This is a genomic window from Micromonospora sp. Llam0 (assembly GCF_003751085.1).
Lineage (GTDB): Bacteria > Actinomycetota > Actinomycetes > Mycobacteriales > Micromonosporaceae > Micromonospora_E.
In genome coordinates this window covers 433,630-451,529 of record NZ_RJJY01000002.1, presented here as the reverse complement: position 1 = coordinate 451,529, position 17,900 = coordinate 433,630, and the positions used below count along the sequence as shown (strand labels likewise).

Annotated in this window: 22 protein-coding genes; all 22 read right to left on the bottom strand. The window is 70.1% G+C overall.

What is annotated here, in order from left to right; genetic code table 11:
* Positions 1-5: 5 nt before the first annotated feature.
* On the bottom strand, positions 6-167 hold the full coding sequence (locus tag EDC02_RS40480; RefSeq protein ID WP_158632349.1) for a hypothetical protein: 162 nt from the start codon (positions 165-167) through the stop codon (positions 6-8).
* Complete coding sequence (locus tag EDC02_RS41050; protein ID WP_199757957.1) at positions 164-2,218, bottom strand: phage minor capsid protein; 2,055 nt, start codon at positions 2,216-2,218, stop codon at positions 164-166. The genes EDC02_RS40480 and EDC02_RS41050 overlap by 4 nt, the downstream gene beginning before the upstream one ends.
* Before the next feature lie 3 nt (positions 2,219-2,221).
* Entirely contained in the window at positions 2,222-3,805 is a 1,584-nt protein-coding gene (locus tag EDC02_RS29125) for a phage capsid protein (RefSeq protein ID WP_123605519.1), read from the bottom strand.
* Positions 3,806-3,887: 82 nt separating this feature from the next.
* Positions 3,888-5,168, bottom strand: a complete 1,281-nt coding sequence (locus EDC02_RS29120) for a PBSX family phage terminase large subunit (protein WP_233606499.1) — start codon at positions 5,166-5,168, stop codon at positions 3,888-3,890.
* Positions 5,165-5,683 carry a helix-turn-helix domain-containing protein gene (locus EDC02_RS29115; RefSeq protein WP_123605518.1) on the bottom strand — a complete coding sequence of 173 codons (519 nt, stop codon included), beginning with the start codon at positions 5,681-5,683 and terminating at the stop codon, positions 5,165-5,167. The genes EDC02_RS29120 and EDC02_RS29115 overlap by 4 nt, the downstream gene beginning before the upstream one ends.
* A 225-nt stretch (positions 5,684-5,908) precedes the next feature.
* Positions 5,909-6,169 carry a hypothetical protein gene (locus EDC02_RS29110; RefSeq protein ID WP_233606691.1) on the bottom strand — a complete coding sequence of 87 codons (261 nt, stop codon included), beginning with the start codon at positions 6,167-6,169 and terminating at the stop codon, positions 5,909-5,911.
* Between the two features lie 148 nt (positions 6,170-6,317).
* Entirely contained in the window at positions 6,318-7,115 is a 798-nt protein-coding gene (locus tag EDC02_RS29105; RefSeq protein WP_123605516.1) for a hypothetical protein, read from the bottom strand.
* Between the two features lie 29 nt (positions 7,116-7,144).
* Entirely contained in the window at positions 7,145-7,342 is a 198-nt protein-coding gene (locus EDC02_RS29100; protein ID WP_148083678.1) for a hypothetical protein, read from the bottom strand.
* Complete coding sequence (locus tag EDC02_RS29095) at positions 7,342-7,662, bottom strand: hypothetical protein (protein ID WP_123605514.1); 321 nt, start codon at positions 7,660-7,662, stop codon at positions 7,342-7,344. Before EDC02_RS29095 ends, EDC02_RS29100 begins: the two co-directional genes overlap by 1 nt.
* A 5-nt stretch (positions 7,663-7,667) precedes the next feature.
* Positions 7,668-7,838: a hypothetical protein gene (locus tag EDC02_RS40475; RefSeq protein WP_158632348.1), complete on the bottom strand. Its 171-nt coding sequence runs from the start codon at positions 7,836-7,838 to the stop codon at positions 7,668-7,670.
* Positions 7,831-7,998, bottom strand: a complete 168-nt coding sequence (locus EDC02_RS40470) for a hypothetical protein (protein WP_158632347.1) — start codon at positions 7,996-7,998, stop codon at positions 7,831-7,833. The genes EDC02_RS40475 and EDC02_RS40470 overlap by 8 nt, the downstream gene beginning before the upstream one ends.
* 109 nt (positions 7,999-8,107) lie before the next feature.
* Entirely contained in the window at positions 8,108-8,626 is a 519-nt protein-coding gene (locus EDC02_RS29090) for a hypothetical protein (RefSeq protein WP_123605513.1), read from the bottom strand.
* Between the two features lie 175 nt (positions 8,627-8,801).
* Positions 8,802-9,290: a RusA family crossover junction endodeoxyribonuclease gene (locus EDC02_RS29085; RefSeq protein WP_199757956.1), complete on the bottom strand. Its 489-nt coding sequence runs from the start codon at positions 9,288-9,290 to the stop codon at positions 8,802-8,804.
* Positions 9,291-9,292: 2 nt separating this feature from the next.
* On the bottom strand, positions 9,293-9,652 hold the full coding sequence (locus EDC02_RS39810; protein WP_148083677.1) for a hypothetical protein: 360 nt from the start codon (positions 9,650-9,652) through the stop codon (positions 9,293-9,295).
* A gap of 116 nt (positions 9,653-9,768) precedes the next feature.
* Positions 9,769-12,582 carry a hypothetical protein gene (locus EDC02_RS29080; protein WP_123605511.1) on the bottom strand — a complete coding sequence of 938 codons (2,814 nt, stop codon included), beginning with the start codon at positions 12,580-12,582 and terminating at the stop codon, positions 9,769-9,771.
* An 84-nt stretch (positions 12,583-12,666) separates the two neighbouring features.
* Positions 12,667-12,948 carry a hypothetical protein gene (locus EDC02_RS29075; protein ID WP_123605510.1) on the bottom strand — a complete coding sequence of 94 codons (282 nt, stop codon included), beginning with the start codon at positions 12,946-12,948 and terminating at the stop codon, positions 12,667-12,669.
* 83 nt (positions 12,949-13,031) lie between these two features.
* Positions 13,032-13,766 carry a hypothetical protein gene (locus tag EDC02_RS29070; RefSeq protein ID WP_148083676.1) on the bottom strand — a complete coding sequence of 245 codons (735 nt, stop codon included), beginning with the start codon at positions 13,764-13,766 and terminating at the stop codon, positions 13,032-13,034.
* Positions 13,767-13,799: 33 nt separating this feature from the next.
* Positions 13,800-14,843, bottom strand: coding sequence for a hypothetical protein (locus tag EDC02_RS29065; protein WP_233606498.1), 1,044 nt, complete (start codon positions 14,841-14,843; stop codon positions 13,800-13,802).
* Positions 14,840-15,163, bottom strand: coding sequence for a LuxR C-terminal-related transcriptional regulator (locus EDC02_RS29060; RefSeq protein WP_199757955.1), 324 nt, complete (start codon positions 15,161-15,163; stop codon positions 14,840-14,842). The genes EDC02_RS29065 and EDC02_RS29060 overlap by 4 nt, the downstream gene beginning before the upstream one ends.
* On the bottom strand, positions 15,160-16,566 hold the full coding sequence (locus EDC02_RS29055) for an ATP-dependent RecD-like DNA helicase (RefSeq protein WP_123605508.1): 1,407 nt from the start codon (positions 16,564-16,566) through the stop codon (positions 15,160-15,162). The genes EDC02_RS29060 and EDC02_RS29055 overlap by 4 nt, the downstream gene beginning before the upstream one ends.
* Complete coding sequence (locus tag EDC02_RS29050) at positions 16,566-17,057, bottom strand: hypothetical protein (RefSeq protein WP_123605507.1); 492 nt, start codon at positions 17,055-17,057, stop codon at positions 16,566-16,568. Before EDC02_RS29050 ends, EDC02_RS29055 begins: the two co-directional genes overlap by 1 nt.
* A 3-nt stretch (positions 17,058-17,060) precedes the next feature.
* Positions 17,061-17,900 (bottom strand): hypothetical protein, encoded by an 840-nt coding sequence (locus EDC02_RS41045; RefSeq protein WP_199757954.1) that lies wholly within the window; start codon positions 17,898-17,900, stop codon positions 17,061-17,063.

Genomic DNA, 17,900 nt, shown 5'->3' with positions numbered 1-17,900 from the left:
GGAGGTCAGTCGGCTTCGAGCCGCTCAACCAGGCGCCGGATAGGCTCCGGCAGCTGGTCGAAGGTGCGCGCCTGCTGGGCGGCGGCGATGACACGCTCACGCTGCTCGGGCGTGGCGGCACCGATGTCGAGGGCGCGGGCGAGCCGGCGGGACAGGTCGGGGGTCACGGCACGTCCTCCGCCCGTTGGATCAACATGACCGTCCGGTTGAGGATGACGTACTGCGGGGCTTGTGGGGCGCTGACGTCATCTTCCGACGTCTCCCAGCCGGGGTACAGGGCGCCGTCACCCTCACCAGTGATGCGGAGGATGTCGTAGCCGGCGCCGGCCGCGTACCGGCCGGGGTTGGTCAGCACTGCGGCGACCGCCGGATCAGTCGCGTCGACGCCGGACGCGCGGATCTGCCGCTGGATGTCGGCCAGGTCGACGATGCGCGCGTTGGGGTCGATGGCGATCCGCAGCAGACTGTCCGGCTCGACGTCGCCCTCGTAGTCGGACGGCTCGAAATCCAGCGCATCCGGGCGGGCCGGTTGGTCGGTGCGCGGGTCTCTGCCCCGATAGGTTTCGGCGGTCTGCCAGCGGGTGCTGGTGTAGTAGCCGTTGCCGTACATGCCCCGGCCTGGCTCGTACGGTCCGGCGCGCAGGTCGGCGTTGATCTGCGCAGCAGTCTTGCCGGTCCGAGAGGCGACGACACCGCGCCACACTTCCGTCCAGCCGGACGCCACGGCGACGTCCAATTCAGCGCGGGTGCCTACCTGCGGTAGGCCGTCGAAGCCCTGCATCTGGCCGACCCGGCGCAGGTGCAGGTCGACCGGAGTCGAATTGCCGCTGAGCTGCCGGAGTTCGACCTGTTCGGCGTCGGTGGTGAGTTGGGCGGCGATGTCCCACGGGTCGGTGGTGTTTGCGGGCTGTCGGCGGCTGACCGGCTGCGGTGTCGGGGCTGCCGCTGGCTGGGGTGCAGCTGGTGGAGGTGCCGGCGGTGAGGTGGGCGCGGGTGGTGCTGGTGCGGCCGGCTGCTGAGGATCTGGCAGACCGAGGTCTTCGGCGGTGATCGGACCGTCCGGGCGAGGCCTTCGCGGCATGTTCCCGGCGCCGATGGACTCGCGATAGCGCAACCGCTTCAGCTCCGGGTTGGCGTCGAGGTGCTGCCTCATCGCGCCCTGCCACTGGCGGACCTTCGCCCGGGCCGCCGTCTTCGCTTCCGGGGTGAGGGCGGCCTGCTCGCGTTCCTTCCACCGGCGGATGTTCCGTTCGATGGCGCGCTGCCGGTCCTTGGCTTCGTAGCCTTGCGGGTTGGAGGTGTCGCCGGCCGGGATGCGGGTCGCGCCGGGCAGGAAGCTGCGCGCACTATGAGTGCAATTAGGGTGAAATAGCCCGGCTGCGCGCGCTTCGGTCAGGGTGCCAGCGACGTCCACGGTGACCGTTCCAGGGCCGACCATCGACGGCAGCTCCTGCCGACCGCGCGGCGTGCTCCCGGAAATCGAGTAGATGCGGTTCTCGTGAGGTCTGCACAGTGGACATTCGCGCGGGCTGTTGCTGATGATCACCAGATCCACGCCACGGCTGGTGAGCCGGTCAGTCTGGCCCTGCACGGCGGCGCGTTGGGTGACCGTCCTGGTCGCCATCTCCACGTAGGAGGAGAGTCGCCAGCGGCGGCCGGACACGTCGCGGAAGCTGACCACGCCCTGGTCGACGAACTTGGCGTAGGCGTGCTGCGAGGCCTGCAGCCGGGTCATGCCGCCAGCGATGGACACAGCCGTGGCCTGCTGAATCACCGACCGGTACACGTCCAGCACGTTGCGCAGGACGTTGCCCGACTTGGCCCCGACGTCCGCCACCGTGGCGGCGGCGAGGGACTCCATCGCAGCCACCCGAGGCACCGTGGCCACAGCAGATCGGGCGCCACCGAGGTCCGGATCACCCGGCACCAGCCAGGACGGCAGCTGCGTGGTGGCGAGCGCTGTGCCGCTGCGGTAGGCGGATGCGATGGCGTCGCGGATCGACCAGCCGGCCGCCGTACTGGTGAGCTCGAGGATCCGCTCGACCGCGCGCCTCAGCTGGGCGACTGCGCCGAGCCGTTCCACCGCCCAGTCCGGAGCGTCGCCGGCTCCGGCGGCAAGCCGGCGGGTGACTTCCCGGACGATCGCTGACTCTGCCTCCCGGTAGAGGTCGGCGGAGGCGCGGGAGACGGCGTCGAGCTGGTCGGCGTCGAGCGCCATGGCCTACTCCTCAGGCTGCTCTTCCTGCTCGTCGCCCTGGCCCTCGTCGGCTGGCGGGCCGTTGCCGGCCAGCGCACCCAGCGCCGGACCGACCTCGACCGGTGCCGGCTGATCACCCTTGATCTCGGCGACCTCCTCGGCCACCTGCTCGGGTGTCCAGTCGGGATGCAGCATCATGACCTTGGTACGGGTCGACGCCGCCTCAGCCGCAGCCACCAGCTGCAGAGTGCGTGCGATCGTCTCCGGGCTTTCGGCGACCCCGTCAGGCCACGCGACACTCGGCCGCTCCGGCGTGGTACCACCGAAGTGAATGGCGTCGAGCATCAGGTGCAGTTCGGTGTAGTCGGCGATTCCCGGCTCAAAGCTGTTTTGCCGGTCGCCTTGCGTCACAAAGCTTTGGCGTTCGCGGGCGTGGGCTTCGGTGGCAGTCATCGCCACGTCGCCCTCTTCGCCGAGCGTCTGCGCGGAGAGGCCGGCGTGGCGCATCGCCGTCTGCATCAGCTCGTCGATGGTCGCCTTGTGCTCGACGTGGCGGATGGCGAACTGGGTGACCGTCAGCCCGACGTTCTGATCGGGTAGCGCGTTGACGGCGGAGTAGACCTCGCGGTCGGCGTCCCACGTCGCGCCAGCGCCCCGCCCGTTGGATTGCAGCATGTAGTCGGGGACGGTGATGCGTCCTCGGCCGTTGCGGATGTCCTGCATCCACGACGTCCACACTTCGTCGATGCGGTCGAACAGGGGTTCGTTGCCATCGAAATCGGACCTGCCGTGGTACTTCAGCGGTCCCAGCTTGCGCCAGCGGCGTTGTGGGCCGGCGTTGGCCACCCTCACGATGTCGAGCCGGTCGAGGCCGGTCGACTGGTAGCCGTCGGCGTCGACCAGGGCGGCAGCCCACTCGGCATCGGGGTGTTCGGTGAGCGGGATCGGCCGGCCGAGGTTTTCGGGGGTGCCTTCGAACAGCCGGTACTCGATCCGCCCGACACCCGACACTACGTCGTGGTGCTCGAGCAGGCGGACAACGGTGCCACCCGAGTCCGTGAGAGTCGACCACAAGGTGGCTTCGACGAGTTTGCCCCAGCGGATGGTGGGGATCACCGCGTCGGCCGGCACCGCGGTCGGGATGGCGGTGGTGGGTGAGATCTCGGGGTCGACGACCGGCCGGAGGTAGACGTCACCGAGGACGGAGCCGAGTTCGGCGGCGTGCCGGAGCATGACGGTGAGCCCGGTGGCGGCGAGCTGGTCGACGGCGTCCTGGGCCGCGGTCGACTTGCACGTCAGCGTAGGGGCCTCGCTGAACAGCATGCCGGCGCTCGTGGCGGCCAGGTCGGCCGGCACTGGGACGTGGAGGCGGGTGTCGCGTTGGTCGGAGCGGACGGGTTGGCCCCACATCCAGCGGGACAGCAACCCGACGAGTCCGCCGGCCATCTGGGATGGGCGGATGCGGTGTGTGGTGACGCCACGGCGTTGGTAGACGTCGGCCAACTCTGCGGGATCGCCAACGAACCAGGCGTCCCAGTCGGTGTATGCCTGGTAGGCCGGGGCGTGTGCGGCGGGTGGCCATTCGGAGCCGTTGGTGGGCATCGGCATGACGCTGCTGCCCTCCTCGGGTCCAGGGTGGATGACACCATAACGGTGGCTATGGTGTGTGGATGAAACGGTACGATTCGGGTCAGGGTGCGGCGAGGGCGTAGTCAGTGCGCAGCATCTTCCGCCACACCACCTCAGGGGTCTTGATCGCGTACCGGCCACCGTCAAGGCTGTGATCGCGCTGCTTGAGCGGCTTATCCTCGCCCAGCAGAGCGGCCTTGTCGTCCCACACGTAGCCGGGGGCTTCGTCGATCCAGCCCTCACACGACTCGTGGACGTACAGCAGCCCTTCGGCGAGCAGGCTGTTGACGAGCTGCACCCCAGCGACCACCGCGTTGTCCGCACCGACCGGAGTGAAGCCCTGATCGAACATCGCCCGGGTGAAGTAGGTTGCAGACGGGTCGACGCAGATCCACTCCGGGCGGACCTGCTGGTCGGCCAGCCACCGCGTGAGACGGCGGGAGTACTCGGCATCGGACAGCTGCTGCATCTGCTTCTTCGAGTCCCACCGCCACTCACGGACCAGGTACAGTTTTCCGTCGGCGCCGACGCCCAGGAGCAGCGCCGCGAACGGGGACACCACGCCGTGGTCGATCCCGAGGCTGACCCAGCGGACAATCTGCGGCAGGGTCTTGACGACGTGGGTTGCCGGGTCCCAGCTCGACAGCACAGCACCCTCAGCCAGGCACCACTCGCCCAGGATCATCCGCCGATACCACAGCCCCTTGTACTGGCGGCGGTACCGCTCCTTGCCCCGCTCGGATAGAGCCGGGTTGTCGTCGAGGAAGAACTTCAGCACGTACCAGTCGGCGGAGAGCCGACCGCCGGGTTTGGCTTCGTCGATGCCGTCTGCCTTCAGCCAGTGTCCGGGGTTGTCGGGGTTGGTGTTGCCGAAGATCTGGGCGCCGTCGACGGAGCAGCGGCCGAGGAGCTGCTCGTGGAACGGCTGCTGCATCAGTGACCACTCATCGACGTAGGCGCCGCGGCAGGTCATGCCTCGAAGGCGTTCCTCTGCGCGGGCGTCGTTGAAGGTGACGACTTCGACCGTGTGTCCGAGGATCTGCGCGGTCGACGCGCCTCGGGTGTAGCTGGTGGCCTTGGCGAGCGGGCCGAACAGGGCGGGGTCGCGGAGCGGGTTGAAGATGTTCCTGACGGCGGTGTCGTACGTCTTGGCGGTGACGAGGAGGTCGCCGGTGCGGGGGGTTTTCGGATCGGCCAGGTACATGAGCCAGCGAAGCAGGCCGGAGGCGGTCTTGCCGGAGCGGATGGCGCCTTCGGCGAGGTTGACGAAGTAGTTCGATTCGCAGACGTACTCGATCTGCTTTTCGCTGATCGGCAGGTTGCGGAGGTCGATGCCGCTCACGGTTCTGCCGGAGGAGCTGCGGTGCGGCGGACGACGAGGAGGGCTTCGCGGAGGTCGACGAGCATGGACTTGTCGTCTTCGGTGCCGGTGTCCTTGTCGTATTCGTCGAGCTTGACGGCGCGGTCGACGGCGATGCCGACCGATTGCATGATCTTGGCTTTGTCGGCGAAGGTCGGCTCGTCCATGGTCCAGTCGCGGCGTTCGAATTCTTTGCCGCCGTGGTCGACGTAGGAGGCCGCTTCCCAGAGTTGGGCGCGGAGGCGGGCGGCGTCGTCCAGCAAGGCCAGGGCGAGGGTGGCGCGGCGTTCGCGGGCGGTGGCCTGCTTGGCTGCGGTCGCTTCTCGCGTCCTCTCGGCGTGGAAGCTGAGGCCCATCTCGGCGGCGAGCCGGCTGACAGTGCGGGTGCCCCGCTGCATCGTCGTCGCGATCTTGTTCCGGCTGAGGCCTTGGGCGTGCAGCTCGCGGACCTGGTCGTAGTCGGCCTCGGTGACGGGGCGGGTAGGTGGTCGGGGCATGGGTCACCTCACGGGCGGCTCACCTCGCCGGTGTCGGGGGTAGGGGTGCTGGCTGGTGCTGCGGTGGTGTGGGCGGGCCCGGTTGCCGAGCCGGGGGGTCCGATGTGCCGGGCCCGCCGTCCCTCCACCACCACGTGGACGCCCTCAACGGCGGCGGCCCCGGGACCATCGCTGGTCGTCCGGGGCCGCTACCTGAAAACGGGCACACTGCACCTGATCGCAGTGTTATAGCGATCTTAGACCAGGCTCGGTCAGCTGCGCTACTCGGGCCACGTCCTGGAAGCGGTACAGGGTCGGCCCGGTCCTGGGTCCCTTACCGCGTACGGACGGGAGCAGGCCGGCGAGCCGGTCGCCCGGTTGCCTGCTGCGCCAGGCCCACTGTCGGATCACGAGCGCCGTAATCGGGCGGTTGGGGATGGCGAGGGCGGCGGCGCAGGCGGCGGCGGTGCCCCACTCCTCCCACGTAGGGGTGGGGGCGTGCAGCATGGTGGTCACCGGCCCTCGACCGCCCGCCGCTTGATCTCGTCCCGCTCCGCCTGCAACGCAGCGGCCAGGGCCTGCCGGTAGCCGGGTACGAACGCGACGGCGGCCATGACGCCAGCCTTGGCCAGTGGCGTGCCCGAAGTCAGCCGGGCTATGCGGGCGCCGAGCCGTATCCGAGGGACGTACAAGCTGCCACCCCCTCGACGTCGCCCCGGTCGTCGACGACCACGGTACGGCCGGACCGGACCCGGCGGCGGGGCAGCTGCCGCAGCAGCCCGTCGACCAGCTGCGTGCTGCGGTCCCAGATGTGGCCGGCGCCGAAACCCTGGACGGGCATGCCGCAGCGGCAGGACCGGTTGCCGGAGCACATGCAGTCCGGGTTGGTGCAGACGATCACCCAGCCGGCCGAGTCGGGGGCGGAGGTGACGATGCGCAGCATCCGCAGCCCGCAGGCTGGACAGGCGAGGTTGCCCGGCACCGGCAGATGGTCCGGCAGGAGGCCGAGGGTGCGGCGGATCTTGTCGTCGGCCTCGACCAGCCAGCGGCCAACGTGGGCGGCCGCTGCTGCTGGACGTCGCAGGTTGGGCAGGTCTTCCCGGATGACGGTCAACGGGTCGAGGTTTCCGTCGTAGTGTCCGCCGGTGACGATGCGGGCCAGCCACCCGATGGTGGTGTCAATGGAGTCGGCGAGTCGGGCCATCGGGCCGGCCCGGTCGCCGGTCGGCGTGGTGTCGATGCGTCCTGCGACGGGGTCGGCGTGGCCGCCCAGCTGGTGGCGGCGGCCGAGCACCTGGCTGCGCAACCCGTCACGGGTATCGGTAGCAGCGCGGGCGGCCCGGTCAAGTGCCTCCTCCTGGACGACGTGGGCGAGATGCTGCCGGCTCTTGGCGAGCTGGTGGCAGGAGGTGATCGCGTGTAGGACGGCCGGGTGGTGGTGGCTGCTGGTCATGCTGGGGTGGCCTCCTCGGGCGTTGGTGGTTACAGGGATCGGCCGGTGCGGGGGTCGTACGGCACCGGGATGACGCGGATGTCAGGCGGACCGGACGTGATGTGCAGGGTGGTCTGACCCTGGCTGGCCATCCGGTAGATCAGGTCAACGAGGCGGTCGTCGGGTTGGGGATGGCCGTGCTGGTCAGCCCAGTCACGTGCAGCGCGGTACACCGCCATTGGTGTCATCAGGCTGCTCCGGTCGGGGCCGGCGGTTGCATCAGCGGATCACCTGCTTCAAGCAGCTGCCCGGTTGTCGGGTGAATCTCGGCCGGCTGGTGCCCGTAGTGCAGGTTCCGGCCGGCTATGGCGTCCCACAGTGAGGTGCGGGCGTCGTACCACTCGGGTGTCCAGCGGTCGGCCGCCACCATGGCCATGTCGGCGCGGATGGGCAGGGTGACGGGGTGTGGCCGGCCAGGGCACGGCGCGAACCGGTCGCCGACGGGCGGGCGTCCGCAGCGGGGCTCCGATATCGGGCCGTGGTGCAGGTGCGGGGTGATGGGCAGCATGGCGGTCAGTCCTGGATGTGGTCGGCTGCGTCCAGCGCCATCACCCGTAGCGTCTCGATCAACTCTTGCTGCTCGTCGATGAGGGCGTCGCGGATGGCGCACTGGGCTTCGGCGATAGCGGCGGCCGCCCGTGCGAGGTCGCGCTCTTCGCGTAGCCGGGCGATTGGGTCATCCATGGCGGTACCACCCCTTTCGGAGATAGATGGGCTTGAGTTGGGCGAGTAGGGCGGCCCGGTCGGCGGTGCCCGACTCGGCCTGCGCGGCCAGGGCGGCAGCGCGCTGCCGGGCGAGCTGATCGACGGTCGGCCGGGATTTGGGCGGGCGGCGGCGTCTCACCGGGCACCCCACAGGACGGTGACCACGGCAGCGATGGCGGTCATCGCTGCGATCAGGAGCTCGCCGCAACCGCGGTTGTGGGGCACCTTGCCGGTGGGCTGGTTGGTGCTCATCGGGTGCTCTCCGGGGCGGTGCCGTGGGGTGTGGCTGCCACGCAGCGGACGTCGTGACGGTGACCGGCCATGCCGTCACCGGGGCAGGTGGCTGCCCGGTAGCCCTCGACGGTGCGGCCGGTGCCGGTGGTGAGCCGCACCGGCTCGCCGTCGAGGAGCCGGATGACCAGGGGGGTTTCGCCGATGGCGATGGTGCCGGAGACGGCCGGGGTGGTTTCGGCGGCCTGTTGCTCTCGGCGTGCGGTCGCCGGCGACGGCTCCCCGGTCCGCAGCCAATACCGGATCTCGCCGACCGTGATCGTCTCCTCGTCGAGCATCTGGTGGGTGAGGGAGTCGAGCAGCTGGATGCGGTGAGCGATCACGCCGTGGGCAGCCTGGACGGAGTGCATCAGCGTCTCTGCGGCGGTGAGGTCGGCGCGGAGGGTGCCGCTCGCCTTCCGGTAGCGGTCCCGGGTGGCCCGGCACACGTCCAACTCGTCGACCAGCACGTCACGCTGCAGGCGTAGCTCCTGCACCCTGGTAGCGATTATGGACGCAGCTGCCCCGGCGGGTAGGCCGGCGGCCTGGGCGATGTTGTCAGCACCGTCTCGGCGAGAGCGCGGTTCCAGCCATCCTGCGCGCGCCGCTGGAACCGATGCCGGCGCCGCAGTGGTGGGCTGTTGGGTGGTGGGTTCGGTCATGGCGGTCTCCTCAGAGCAGGTCGGACGACGGGCTGATGGTGGTGATCGAGATGTAGGGCTGGATGACGATCAGCGCCCCGGGCCGGTCCAGGGCTTCGGGGTCTTCGCCGCACCACACCTTCGCGGCGCGGGCGATCTCGACGAGGCGGGCGTCGTCGGCCCACACCCCTGCTGCGGTGAGTGCGTCTTCGGTGGAGCGGATGAGTTTGGACAGGTCGGGTGTGGTGGCCGGGCGGGGCGGCGCGTTGTCGCGGAAGAGGTGGGCGTTGCGGCCGGTGCGGTAGTGCGCCTTCGGCCGGGGCAGGCTGAAGATGATGCGGGCGGTGACCGGCCCGTTGATGCGCAGCTGCCGGTTCTCCCGCAGTGCCGTTTCGGCGGCGTTCTTGACGTCGGTGCGCCACGGCTGCACTTTCTTGCTGGATTCGACCATGACGCCTTTGCCGACATGCCGCTTGCTGCCTTGGGGTGCGGGCTGGCCGTAGACAACAATTCTCAGCATTGTCAGTTGCTCCATAGCTCGAGTTGGGCGGGGCGGGTCTTTCGCTGGCAGGTGTGTTGTTGGTGGAGGTCGCCTTTCAGTAGGCCGCCGCGGATGCGGTCGGGTTCGCGGTAGACGAGTTCGCCGCACTGCAGCCGGGTGTACGTTTTTCGGCCCGATAGGAGGGCGCGGATTTCTTCGGCCGGTGGGATGGCGGCCAGGTCGACGACGGCGCGCAAGCCTTCGTCCAGGGCGACGAGGACGGGTGTCTTGCAGCGGGGGCAGGTAGTCAGCTTGGCGGGGGTGGAGACGAGGTGCTTGGTGCGCCGGTCTTCAAGATCAACCGGGTTTCGACCTTTCTCGGGTTTTCTGCGGCCGGTCATGGAACGCACCCCACGACTCCGTTACGCGCTGTAGTTGCGTCGTTAGATCCCACGCGCGCGTAGGCTGAGAGAAACCGGAAAAACTCCGAAACCCGGATGATCATGGTCTGCCGCCCCTACTCCGTGTCCTGCTCTGTCCGGATCTGCCACAACTTGGCCTTATCCGATGCCTCGCCGACACAGCGGACCGCCAGACCACCCGCCCACCGGCCCTCTCGGTTGCGCAGCCACCACCCCAAGCTCTTCGCGATGCCCACCGGACCGCGCCCCGCCCTCGCCGCCTTCGCCGCCAACTCATCCGGCAACGCATCCGCAGGAATCGGCGCAGGATTCATCAGATTGCCCGTATCGACATCGGCGAGAAGTTCCTTCGCCGTCCACTTCCGTACCCCGTACGCCCGATGCACAGCGGCCAGGAACATGGCCCAGTCGTCATCATCGGTGCCGAGATCAACGCGCGTGGACGGGTGGTCGAACTGGCCGCCGATCCCGGCGTGCGTGACGATTCCTTCAACGGTCCGGGTCCATCTGCTGTACCCGTCCGATGCCCGTTCCGGCGGCAGCGGCCGGCCGGCGACGACCCAGGCGCGGATGATGGCCAGCAGCGCATGAAGCAGTTCCCCCCGCCGCTGTATCACCCACTCTTCCAAGTTCGGGATGGCGAATCCGGTACGCAACTCTGGGTTTGGTTGTTGGGGGTCGATGACGGTGCGGATGGTGCGGCGGGGCAGGTCGCCTCCGATGGCGAGGTTGTTGCCGGTGATGGTCCACAGCCGGTCGTTGCTGGCCCGGGTGATCGCGGTGGCGCCGAGGGGGCGGTCGTCCCACACGTCCGCGGTGAGGAGCCCGGCCAGGGTGGACGACTGCAGCTTGCCGGCGACGTTGTCGAGGATGACCACCGATCCGGTCGTTACCGTCAGGATCGCGGTGATCTGCTTCCGCAGCTCGGCGTCGTCTTCGGGCAGCTCGGCGCGGAACACGCCGCCGTGGATGTGTCGTGACAGCTGGGCGAGGAGGGTCTTGCCTGAGCCGGGTTGGTGGGCTTCGACGGCGTGCATCTTGTACGGCGGTGGGCAGACGGCGCGGAGCAGCGGGGTGAGCAGGTTCCCGATGTAGTTGGCCTTGTAGTGCTGGTTGACGAACGGGAACCCGGCGAGCATCTCGTCGACCAGGGCGACGGCGGCGGCAACGTCGGCGGCGGCCGGCTGGTCGGGTACCGCCGGTACGGTCAGCCCGGGTTCGGGCAGGTGCAGCAGTCCGGTGCCGGGGTCGTAGCCCGGTGCGACGAGGAGGGTGCCGTCGGCGCGGACGAGTGGGGTGTGGATGACGCCGCGGAGGTGCCGAAGGTTGGGGAGCATGTCGGGGACGTCGACGCTGATGCGTGCGGCGCCGCGGGGGAAGGTGGCCTGGACCGGTTCAGGTTTCCCGTCGCGTTTGACGATGCGGTAGCAGCCGTAGGTGAAGGTGATTCGGCTGGCGAGGGTGGAGTCGTTGACGGCGCGGATTTGGGCGGGTCCGTCGTTGTTGAAGCCGTTGGCGGTGAGGGGGATGTAGCCGTCTTCGCCTTCGCGGGGGGTGTGGACGACTTGGTCGTGTCGGATGAACAGGCCGGCGAGGCGGCCGCGGCCGGCTTCTTCGCGGAGCCAGTCGGCGGCGACGGCGGTGGTGGTGACGTCGACTTCGGGGGCCCAGATCCGGATCGGTGTCTCGGCCGGTGCGGCTGGTGCTGGCGGTGTGGTGGGCGCCGGCGGGTCGGCGGGCTGCTGGACCGGTGCCGGTACGGCCGGGCTGGTCGCCGGGGTGGGGCCGAGGATGTCGGCGATCAGCTGTGCCTGGTCCGCACCGGGCTCCGGTAGGGGTGTGCCGAAGCCTTGCCGGGCGAGCTGCTTGGCGGCGGCGTGGTGGTCTCCGCCGTAGTGCAACGCCGCGTACGTGCCGGCTTTCGAGTAGGACTCGCCGCCGTCGAGCGGTGCGGCGCCGGTGGTGAACACGTGGAGCCGGTCGGTGCCGAGCGCGTTGGTCGACGCGGAGATGCCGGTTTGCTTGCCGGGCCTGGTCCAGTAGGTGACGTCGTCTGCCCGGTAGTGCTCTCGCCAGCCGGCAGGCCCGAGCACCTGAGTCCAGGTGGCGCGGGCGTTGAAGTCGTCGAGGGGTGTGATCTCGCCGGGGCGGCGGTCCCGGTTGGGGGTGATCAGGCTGCTGCCGACCGTGGTAGCGGGTTCGGGTGCGATGCGCGTCTTGGCGGCGGCCAACGCGTCAGTGAGGTGGCGGGTGGTGTAGCGGTAGCCGGCGCCGCCGATGATGCGGCACGGCCGGGCCAGGCCTTCCTTGCGGTTGATGGTGCCGGGGATACGGAGGACGCGGGCGAGGTCGCCGACGCCGCGGCCGTACCGCCACCCGTGGGAGGCGGCGGCGTGCTCGATCACGGCCTGCCAGTCCTTCGCCAAGGCCTTCGCGGCGTCGAGCTGGTCGGAGTCGGTCAGCTGCCACGGCTGGTCGAGGAGCCAGATGGGGTACAGGCCGCCACCGGAGTGGATCCAGATGGACGGGTCGGGTAGGCCGCTGGTGGTGATGACCTGGCGGGCGGCTGTCTCGTCGGGGGGGAGGTCTTGTTCGGCGTGGCCGGGGCCGGCGATGTCGAGGTCAGCCCAGAGGGCGGGCAGGCTTGCTGAGTCGGTGGCGCCACCGCGGCGGCCGGGGGCGAGCGGTTCCTTGAGGCTGGTGATGCGGAGGTAGATGCCCTCACGGCCGTCGAGCTGGGCGATGTAGGCGGCGGCCTGGTCGAGTTGGTTGGTGGGGTAGGTGTGGCCGGTCCAGTCGCCGGTAGAGCAGATGTGCAGGTGTCCGGGGGTGGCCGCGTGGAGGATGCCGAGCCACGCGACCCATTGGGCCGGGTCTGCTGCGGCGGTTGGTGCTGTGATTGTGGTCAATGCGGCTCCCGTGGTGACACCGGGGCAGCACCGAAGGGTGGTCGGTGCTGGCCCGGCAGGATCGAACAGGTCGGCGACGGCTGGTTAGTCGGCGGCGGGTTGTTCGGCGAGCAGTGCCCGCCACCGGTCCACGTCGGCAGTAGCCGGCATGTCTTCGGGCTTGCCGGTGCACGACCGGTTGAGCTGGGCCAGGACCTCGCGTAGCGCCTGGTTGAGTTCGTCGGCGCGCTGCTCGGCGATGAGACGTCGGGCCGCGTCCTCGTTGCCGCCGCGCTGGAATGCGTCGGTGACGAGGGTGAGGTCGTTGTGCATGCGGTGGAGGGCGATGCGGGCGAGGGCGGACGCCTCAGCGGGACTGCTGGCCACGGTGCTCCCTTCCTGTCGGGTTGGCCGGCCTGGGGGTGACGTCACCCCCAGGCCGGCCGGACTCGGGCGGGTTAGAAGGCGGGTTAGAAGGCGGGCTGGCCGGCGGGGGCCATGGCGGCGAGGATGGCCTGCCGCTGAATGTCGGGCAGGGCGGCCCACGTCGCTGGGTCGATGCCGGCCGGGACCGGCGGCGGGGGTGCGGCCGGGGTGGCGGGGGCGACGGCGGCGAGGATGGCCTGCCGCTGGGCGGGGGTCATCTGCGCCCACACGTTCGCGTCGACACCCGGGGGCGGCGGCGGAACAGCGGCGGCCGCACCGTTGGTTGCCGGTGCCGGGCTGGTTGCCGCCGCCGGCTGCTGGGCGGGCAGCAGCGCCCCCGGATCTACGCTGGGCGGCGAGTACCGGCAGGTGTACAGCTTCGGTCCGCCGTCTTGGGTGCCGGCACCGGACGACCAGGTGACCGTGACGGTGCCGCCGATCGCGAGCCCCTTGGCTCCGGACGCCTTGACGGCGTCGCGCATCGCGCCCTGGATGCGGGAGTGGATGTAGAGGATGCGGCGGCCATCGTCGTCCGGGTCGGCCCGCTGCTCGGTCTGGACGGTGAGGACGATCTGCCGCTTCGTCTCCCCCGACGGCCACTTGTCGAGTTCGTCGGTGCGCTCCCAGCGGCGGGCCTGGGCGTCGAACTTCATCTTGTAGCAGTCCTCGACCTTGGGCTGGTCGACGATCTGACCGGTGCAGGTGTCGCCGAGCTGGTTGAACTGGAAGGAGCGGACCCCGCCGCCCATGAGAAGCTCATTCGCGTCATCGAGTGACATTTTGTTCCTTTCGCTTGTTGTGTTTGGTGGTGGTTATGCGATGAGTCCGGCCATGGTGGTGGCCGTGACTTTCTCGGTGGTGCGGTCTCCGGGGCAGCCGCCCCAGTTGGCGGGCTGGTCGGGGCGCAGGAACGGGCACCATTTGCAGGTGTCGCGGTTCGGGGTGGCGGGTACGGCGGCGACCAGGTCGCCGATGTTGGTCTTGCCGCCGAGCGCGCCGATCAGGTCGTGGGTGGCGTAGTAGCGGTCGATCGCGGCGATGGCGATGTCCGGGTTGTAGGCCTCGGTCCACTCAGCTGACTCGTCGAAGTTGTGGCTGCGGGCCAGCAGCACCAGCCGCACCCAGCGCACCGGTCGCCCTTTCTTGGCGTGCCCGTAGCCGTACAGATGCCCTTGGACGCGGTACTCCGGTGACACCTGCTCGGCCGGCGGCTTGCGCATCCGCTGGGCGCGGAGCAGCTTCTCCCGGGCGGTCTTCCCGGTGTGTTTCCAGTCGACGACCATGTCGTGGTCGGTGTCGAACGCGTCGCCGTTGCCTTCGACCGGGTCGACGCCGTCCATGCCGGGGTCGACGAGGAGCCGATCCTCGGCCAGCCACCGTTCCCGGCCGAGCTGCTGATTCCAGAACGCGACGACCTCTTCCATCGACCGGTGAACGGCGGTGCCCTGGAACGGCGCCCACGCCGGGGCGGTGATCGGCCGTCGTGGTGCGCCGACCAGCTTTCGGGCGATCTGCTGCTGGCACGGCGTGCCAAGCTCGGAGGGGCCGAGGGCGACTTGCATGGACCGGGGGCGGCTGTTCTCGTAGTCGACGAGGACGGGCCGGAGTTCGCCGATGGTGGCCGGTGGCGGGCCGACCGGCTTGGCCGGTGCGGGGGCGGCCATCGACGCGCCGCCGGTCGACCCGGCCATGTGCTCCACCGCCGACCAGCCGCACGCCTGCGCGGTGCCCGAACAGAACATGTCGTCGCACGGGTGCGGCCGCTTGACCGGTGCCGGGGCGTGCGGTGTGGTGGTGCCGGCGGTGAGCCGGCCGATCAGGGCTTGCAGGTCGGTGTCGCTGATACCGGTGGTCACCGCAGTGCTCCAATCTTGCGGAGTCGTGCCCGGTGTCGGACGACGGTCCGCTGGTCGATGCCGAGCCGGTCGGCGATCAGCTGGGAGGTGCAGCCGGCGGCCGTCATCTGCGCGACGGCGGCGGCCCGTTCGGCCAAGGTGAGCGGCTGGTTGAGGTCGCCGCGGATTGCACGTTGGACGGCTACGGGGTCGATGTCGGTGCTGACGGTCCGGCCGGCGTTGCGGTGTGCGCGTCGGGCGGCGACGGCGTCGGGGCAGCGGCATCCCCACCTTCGGTACATCCAGGCGGTGCCGTGCCTCTCGGCGATGCAGCTGGTCATGCGGTGATCACCCCGTTCAGGGACGGCACGATCACAGCCCGCTCAGCGGCACGGGTCACCGAGGTGTACAGCCAGCGGCGGCCGTTGACGTGTCCTTCGATCGCCGCGACTTCGCGGCCGGCCGTCTTCTCGTGTTCGCGGTACGCGGCGCCGTAGAACACGGACGACTCGTCGACGACCAGCACTGACGGCCACTGCGACCCTTGGCTCTTGTGGGTGGTGATGGCTTGGCCGTAGGTGGCGGCGACGATGGTGCCGCGGCCGTTGCGCTTGGCTTCGCGTTCGCCGTCGAGGTCCTTGAAGCCGGACGCCCAGGTGGTGAGGTGCCGGGTGTTGCCTTCGTCGTCTTGGACGATGAGGTGGTAGCGGTCGTTGCGTCCGGTCGGATCGTCGCGCCGGTCGAGGACGTCGAACTGCTGCCCGTTGAACACCTGACACTCAGAGCTGTTGGCGAGGACGATGATCCGGTCACCGGGCTGCGGCGGTCCGATCAGTCCGCGCAACGCCCGTAGAAGGTGGACGGCTTGCCAGCGGGTGGCGTTACGCCCGACGAGGACCTGGTCGAAGGTGAGCAGATCTTGCAGGGTGAGCTGGTTGACGCGTCCGCTGGTGCCGTCCGGACCGGACACCCCGTAGTCGCGTTCGCCCGGGGCCGAGTTTCGGATCGCGGTCGCCATCCTCGTCACCGGGGAGTCGAGGGCGGATCGGTGGAGTTCCGTCAGTAGATGGTTCGGCTGGGCGTTGATGAACCATCCGCCCCCGTCAACCGGGGGCAGCTGCGCCGGATCGCCGAGGCACAGGATCTTGCACCCGTAGCCGAGGAGGTCCTTGGCCATGCGTTCGCCCACCATGGACACCTCGTCCAAGACGAGCAGCTGGGTGTCTTCCAGCTCCGATGCGTCTTTGAGGATCCAGTCCGGGCTGTCGGCCTTGTGCTGCTGCCGGCGGATTTCGGCGAGGAGTTCGGCACGCTCGTCCGGGTCGTGGGTGTCCGGCAGCTGACGACGTAGCTTGTTGAGCTCTTCGACGACCTTCTCGACGGGCTGATAGATCAGCGAGTGGACGGTCGACGCCCCGAAGCAGCCGCGTTGGCGCAACACATAGGCGGCCTTGCCCGTGAAGGCGGCGTAGTGGACGGTGCGCAGTCCGAGCTGGTCGACGATGCTGCGCGCGGTGCTGGTTTTGCCGGTGCCGGCGTACCCGAACAACCTGAAGACCTGCGCGCTGTCGCTGTCGTCGGCGTACCAGTCGCGGATCTTGTCGGCGGCTTCGGTCTGCTGCCCGGACAGGACCAGGCCACCGGTGGCCGGTGTCGGCTCGGTGTCGACTGGTGGCGCCGGTTCGTGGTCGGTGTCGGTGCCGACGAGGTCGGCGAGCCGCAGTTCGTTGTCGGTGCTGATCATCAGGCGCGCACCGCCGGCATCTGCGCGGTGCTGTCGACCATGGCGGCGATCCGGTGCGGGCCGATGGGTGGCATCCAGCCGGCGGGGACGATCCGCATCTCGATGGACTCGTCGGAGTGCCGGCCCTCGTAGCGGGCGGTGGGCTGCAGCTGCGGGATGTCGTCGGCGATCAACTCCCGCCAGTCGTCCCGCAGCCGACGCTGCACGCGGGGCAGCTCCCGGGCCCGCTCCGTCACCGCCTGGTGCAGTACGCCGGCCCACTCGTCATCCGCCCCGGTGTGGTCCACGGTGCCGATGTGGGTGTCGATGCTGGCCTGTTGGGCGGGCAGCAGTTCGGTGGCGTCGCCGGCCTGGTCGACGTCGACAACCGGCCCGTCGTCGGGGGTGGGCAGGCTGGCGGTGACGATCGCGTTGGTGGCGTAGCCGAGCCCGCCGAGGATGAGCAGGCCGATGGCGACGATGAGCACGATGATGGGCAGGTCAGTCGACATGGGTCAGTCCTCCGTCGGCTGGATCATGCGGCGGTACAGGTCGATGGCGGACTGCTGCAGCTGGTCGACGGTGGGTGCGAGCCGCTCCCCGGCGGCCCCGGCGGCCCCGGCAGCCCTGGCGGCATCCCCGGCGGCGGCCCCGGCGGCCCAGGCGGCCCCGGCATCCCAGGCGGCGGCCCCGGCGGCCCAGGCGGCGGCCCCGGCGGCCCCGGCGGCGGCCCCGGCGGCCCCGGCGGCGGCCCCGGCGGCCCCGGCGGCCCAGGCGGCCCCGGCGGCCCAGGCGGCATCCCAGGCGGCCCTGGCGGCGGCCCCGGCGGCGGCCCCGGCGGCCCTGGCGGCATCCCCGGCGGCCCAGGCGGCATCCCAGGCGGCACGCGCCCGCTCACGGCCCGCACGCACCACCGGCCCGGCCACCTCAGCAGCAGCCAGGTCGACGATCCGCCGCAGATCCCGCAGCGCCTGCGCCTCCACCGACAGCCCGGCCAGGTCCAGCCAGGTCGGGGTGCAGGTGCGGATCAGCCAGTCCAGCGCCAGGTAGCCACGCTGCTCGTCCAGGCCGTCACCGGCCGTCCCCGCCAGCTGCGGGATCAGCGGGATCAGCTCTTGCCGGCGGGCGCGCGGCAAGACGTCGTTCAGGCTGCGGCCGCCGGCGGCCAGCACCCGCGACACGCAGGCCGGGCTGTCCGAGTGCGGCTCGTCGGCCCACCAGGCGACTGCCTCCAGCAGGCAGACGCCTTCGTCTCGGGCGGCGTGGCCGCCCTTGTCCAGGGTGATCGTGGTCAGGTCGATGCTCATCGGGTGGTGGCCTTTCGGGCGGTGGTGATCGGGCGGGGGCAGGGGCAT

What these genes read in the sequence shown, in the direction of transcription:
- EDC02_RS39810 (WP_148083677.1), bottom strand. Translation starts at nt 9,652, where the DNA reads ATGACCGGCCGCAGAAAACCCGAGAAAGGTCGAAACCCGGTTGATCTT.
- EDC02_RS29100 (WP_148083678.1), bottom strand. Translation starts at nt 7,342, where the DNA reads ATGACACCAATGGCGGTGTACCGCGCTGCACGTGACTGGGCTGACCAG.
- EDC02_RS29110 (WP_233606691.1), bottom strand. Translation starts at nt 6,169, where the DNA reads ATGCTGCACGCCCCCACCCCTACGTGGGAGGAGTGGGGCACCGCCGCC.
- EDC02_RS29050 (WP_123605507.1), bottom strand. Translation starts at nt 17,057, where the DNA reads ATGTCGACTGACCTGCCCATCATCGTGCTCATCGTCGCCATCGGCCTG.
- EDC02_RS40475 (WP_158632348.1), bottom strand. Translation starts at nt 7,838, where the DNA reads ATGGATGACCCAATCGCCCGGCTACGCGAAGAGCGCGACCTCGCACGG.
- EDC02_RS41050 (WP_199757957.1), bottom strand. Translation starts at nt 2,218, where the DNA reads ATGGCGCTCGACGCCGACCAGCTCGACGCCGTCTCCCGCGCCTCCGCC.
- EDC02_RS29125 (WP_123605519.1), bottom strand. Translation starts at nt 3,805, where the DNA reads ATGCCGATGCCCACCAACGGCTCCGAATGGCCACCCGCCGCACACGCC.
- EDC02_RS29060 (WP_199757955.1), bottom strand. Translation starts at nt 15,163, where the DNA reads ATGACCAGCTGCATCGCCGAGAGGCACGGCACCGCCTGGATGTACCGA.
- EDC02_RS29105 (WP_123605516.1), bottom strand. Translation starts at nt 7,115, where the DNA reads ATGACCAGCAGCCACCACCACCCGGCCGTCCTACACGCGATCACCTCC.
- EDC02_RS29070 (WP_148083676.1), bottom strand. Translation starts at nt 13,766, where the DNA reads ATGTCACTCGATGACGCGAATGAGCTTCTCATGGGCGGCGGGGTCCGC.
- EDC02_RS29085 (WP_199757956.1), bottom strand. Translation starts at nt 9,290, where the DNA reads ATGCTGAGAATTGTTGTCTACGGCCAGCCCGCACCCCAAGGCAGCAAG.
- EDC02_RS29055 (WP_123605508.1), bottom strand. Translation starts at nt 16,566, where the DNA reads ATGATCAGCACCGACAACGAACTGCGGCTCGCCGACCTCGTCGGCACC.
- EDC02_RS29115 (WP_123605518.1), bottom strand. Translation starts at nt 5,683, where the DNA reads ATGCCCCGACCACCTACCCGCCCCGTCACCGAGGCCGACTACGACCAG.
- EDC02_RS29095 (WP_123605514.1), bottom strand. Translation starts at nt 7,662, where the DNA reads ATGCTGCCCATCACCCCGCACCTGCACCACGGCCCGATATCGGAGCCC.
- EDC02_RS41045 (WP_199757954.1), bottom strand. Translation starts at nt 17,900, where the DNA reads ATGCCCCTGCCCCCGCCCGATCACCACCGCCCGAAAGGCCACCACCCG.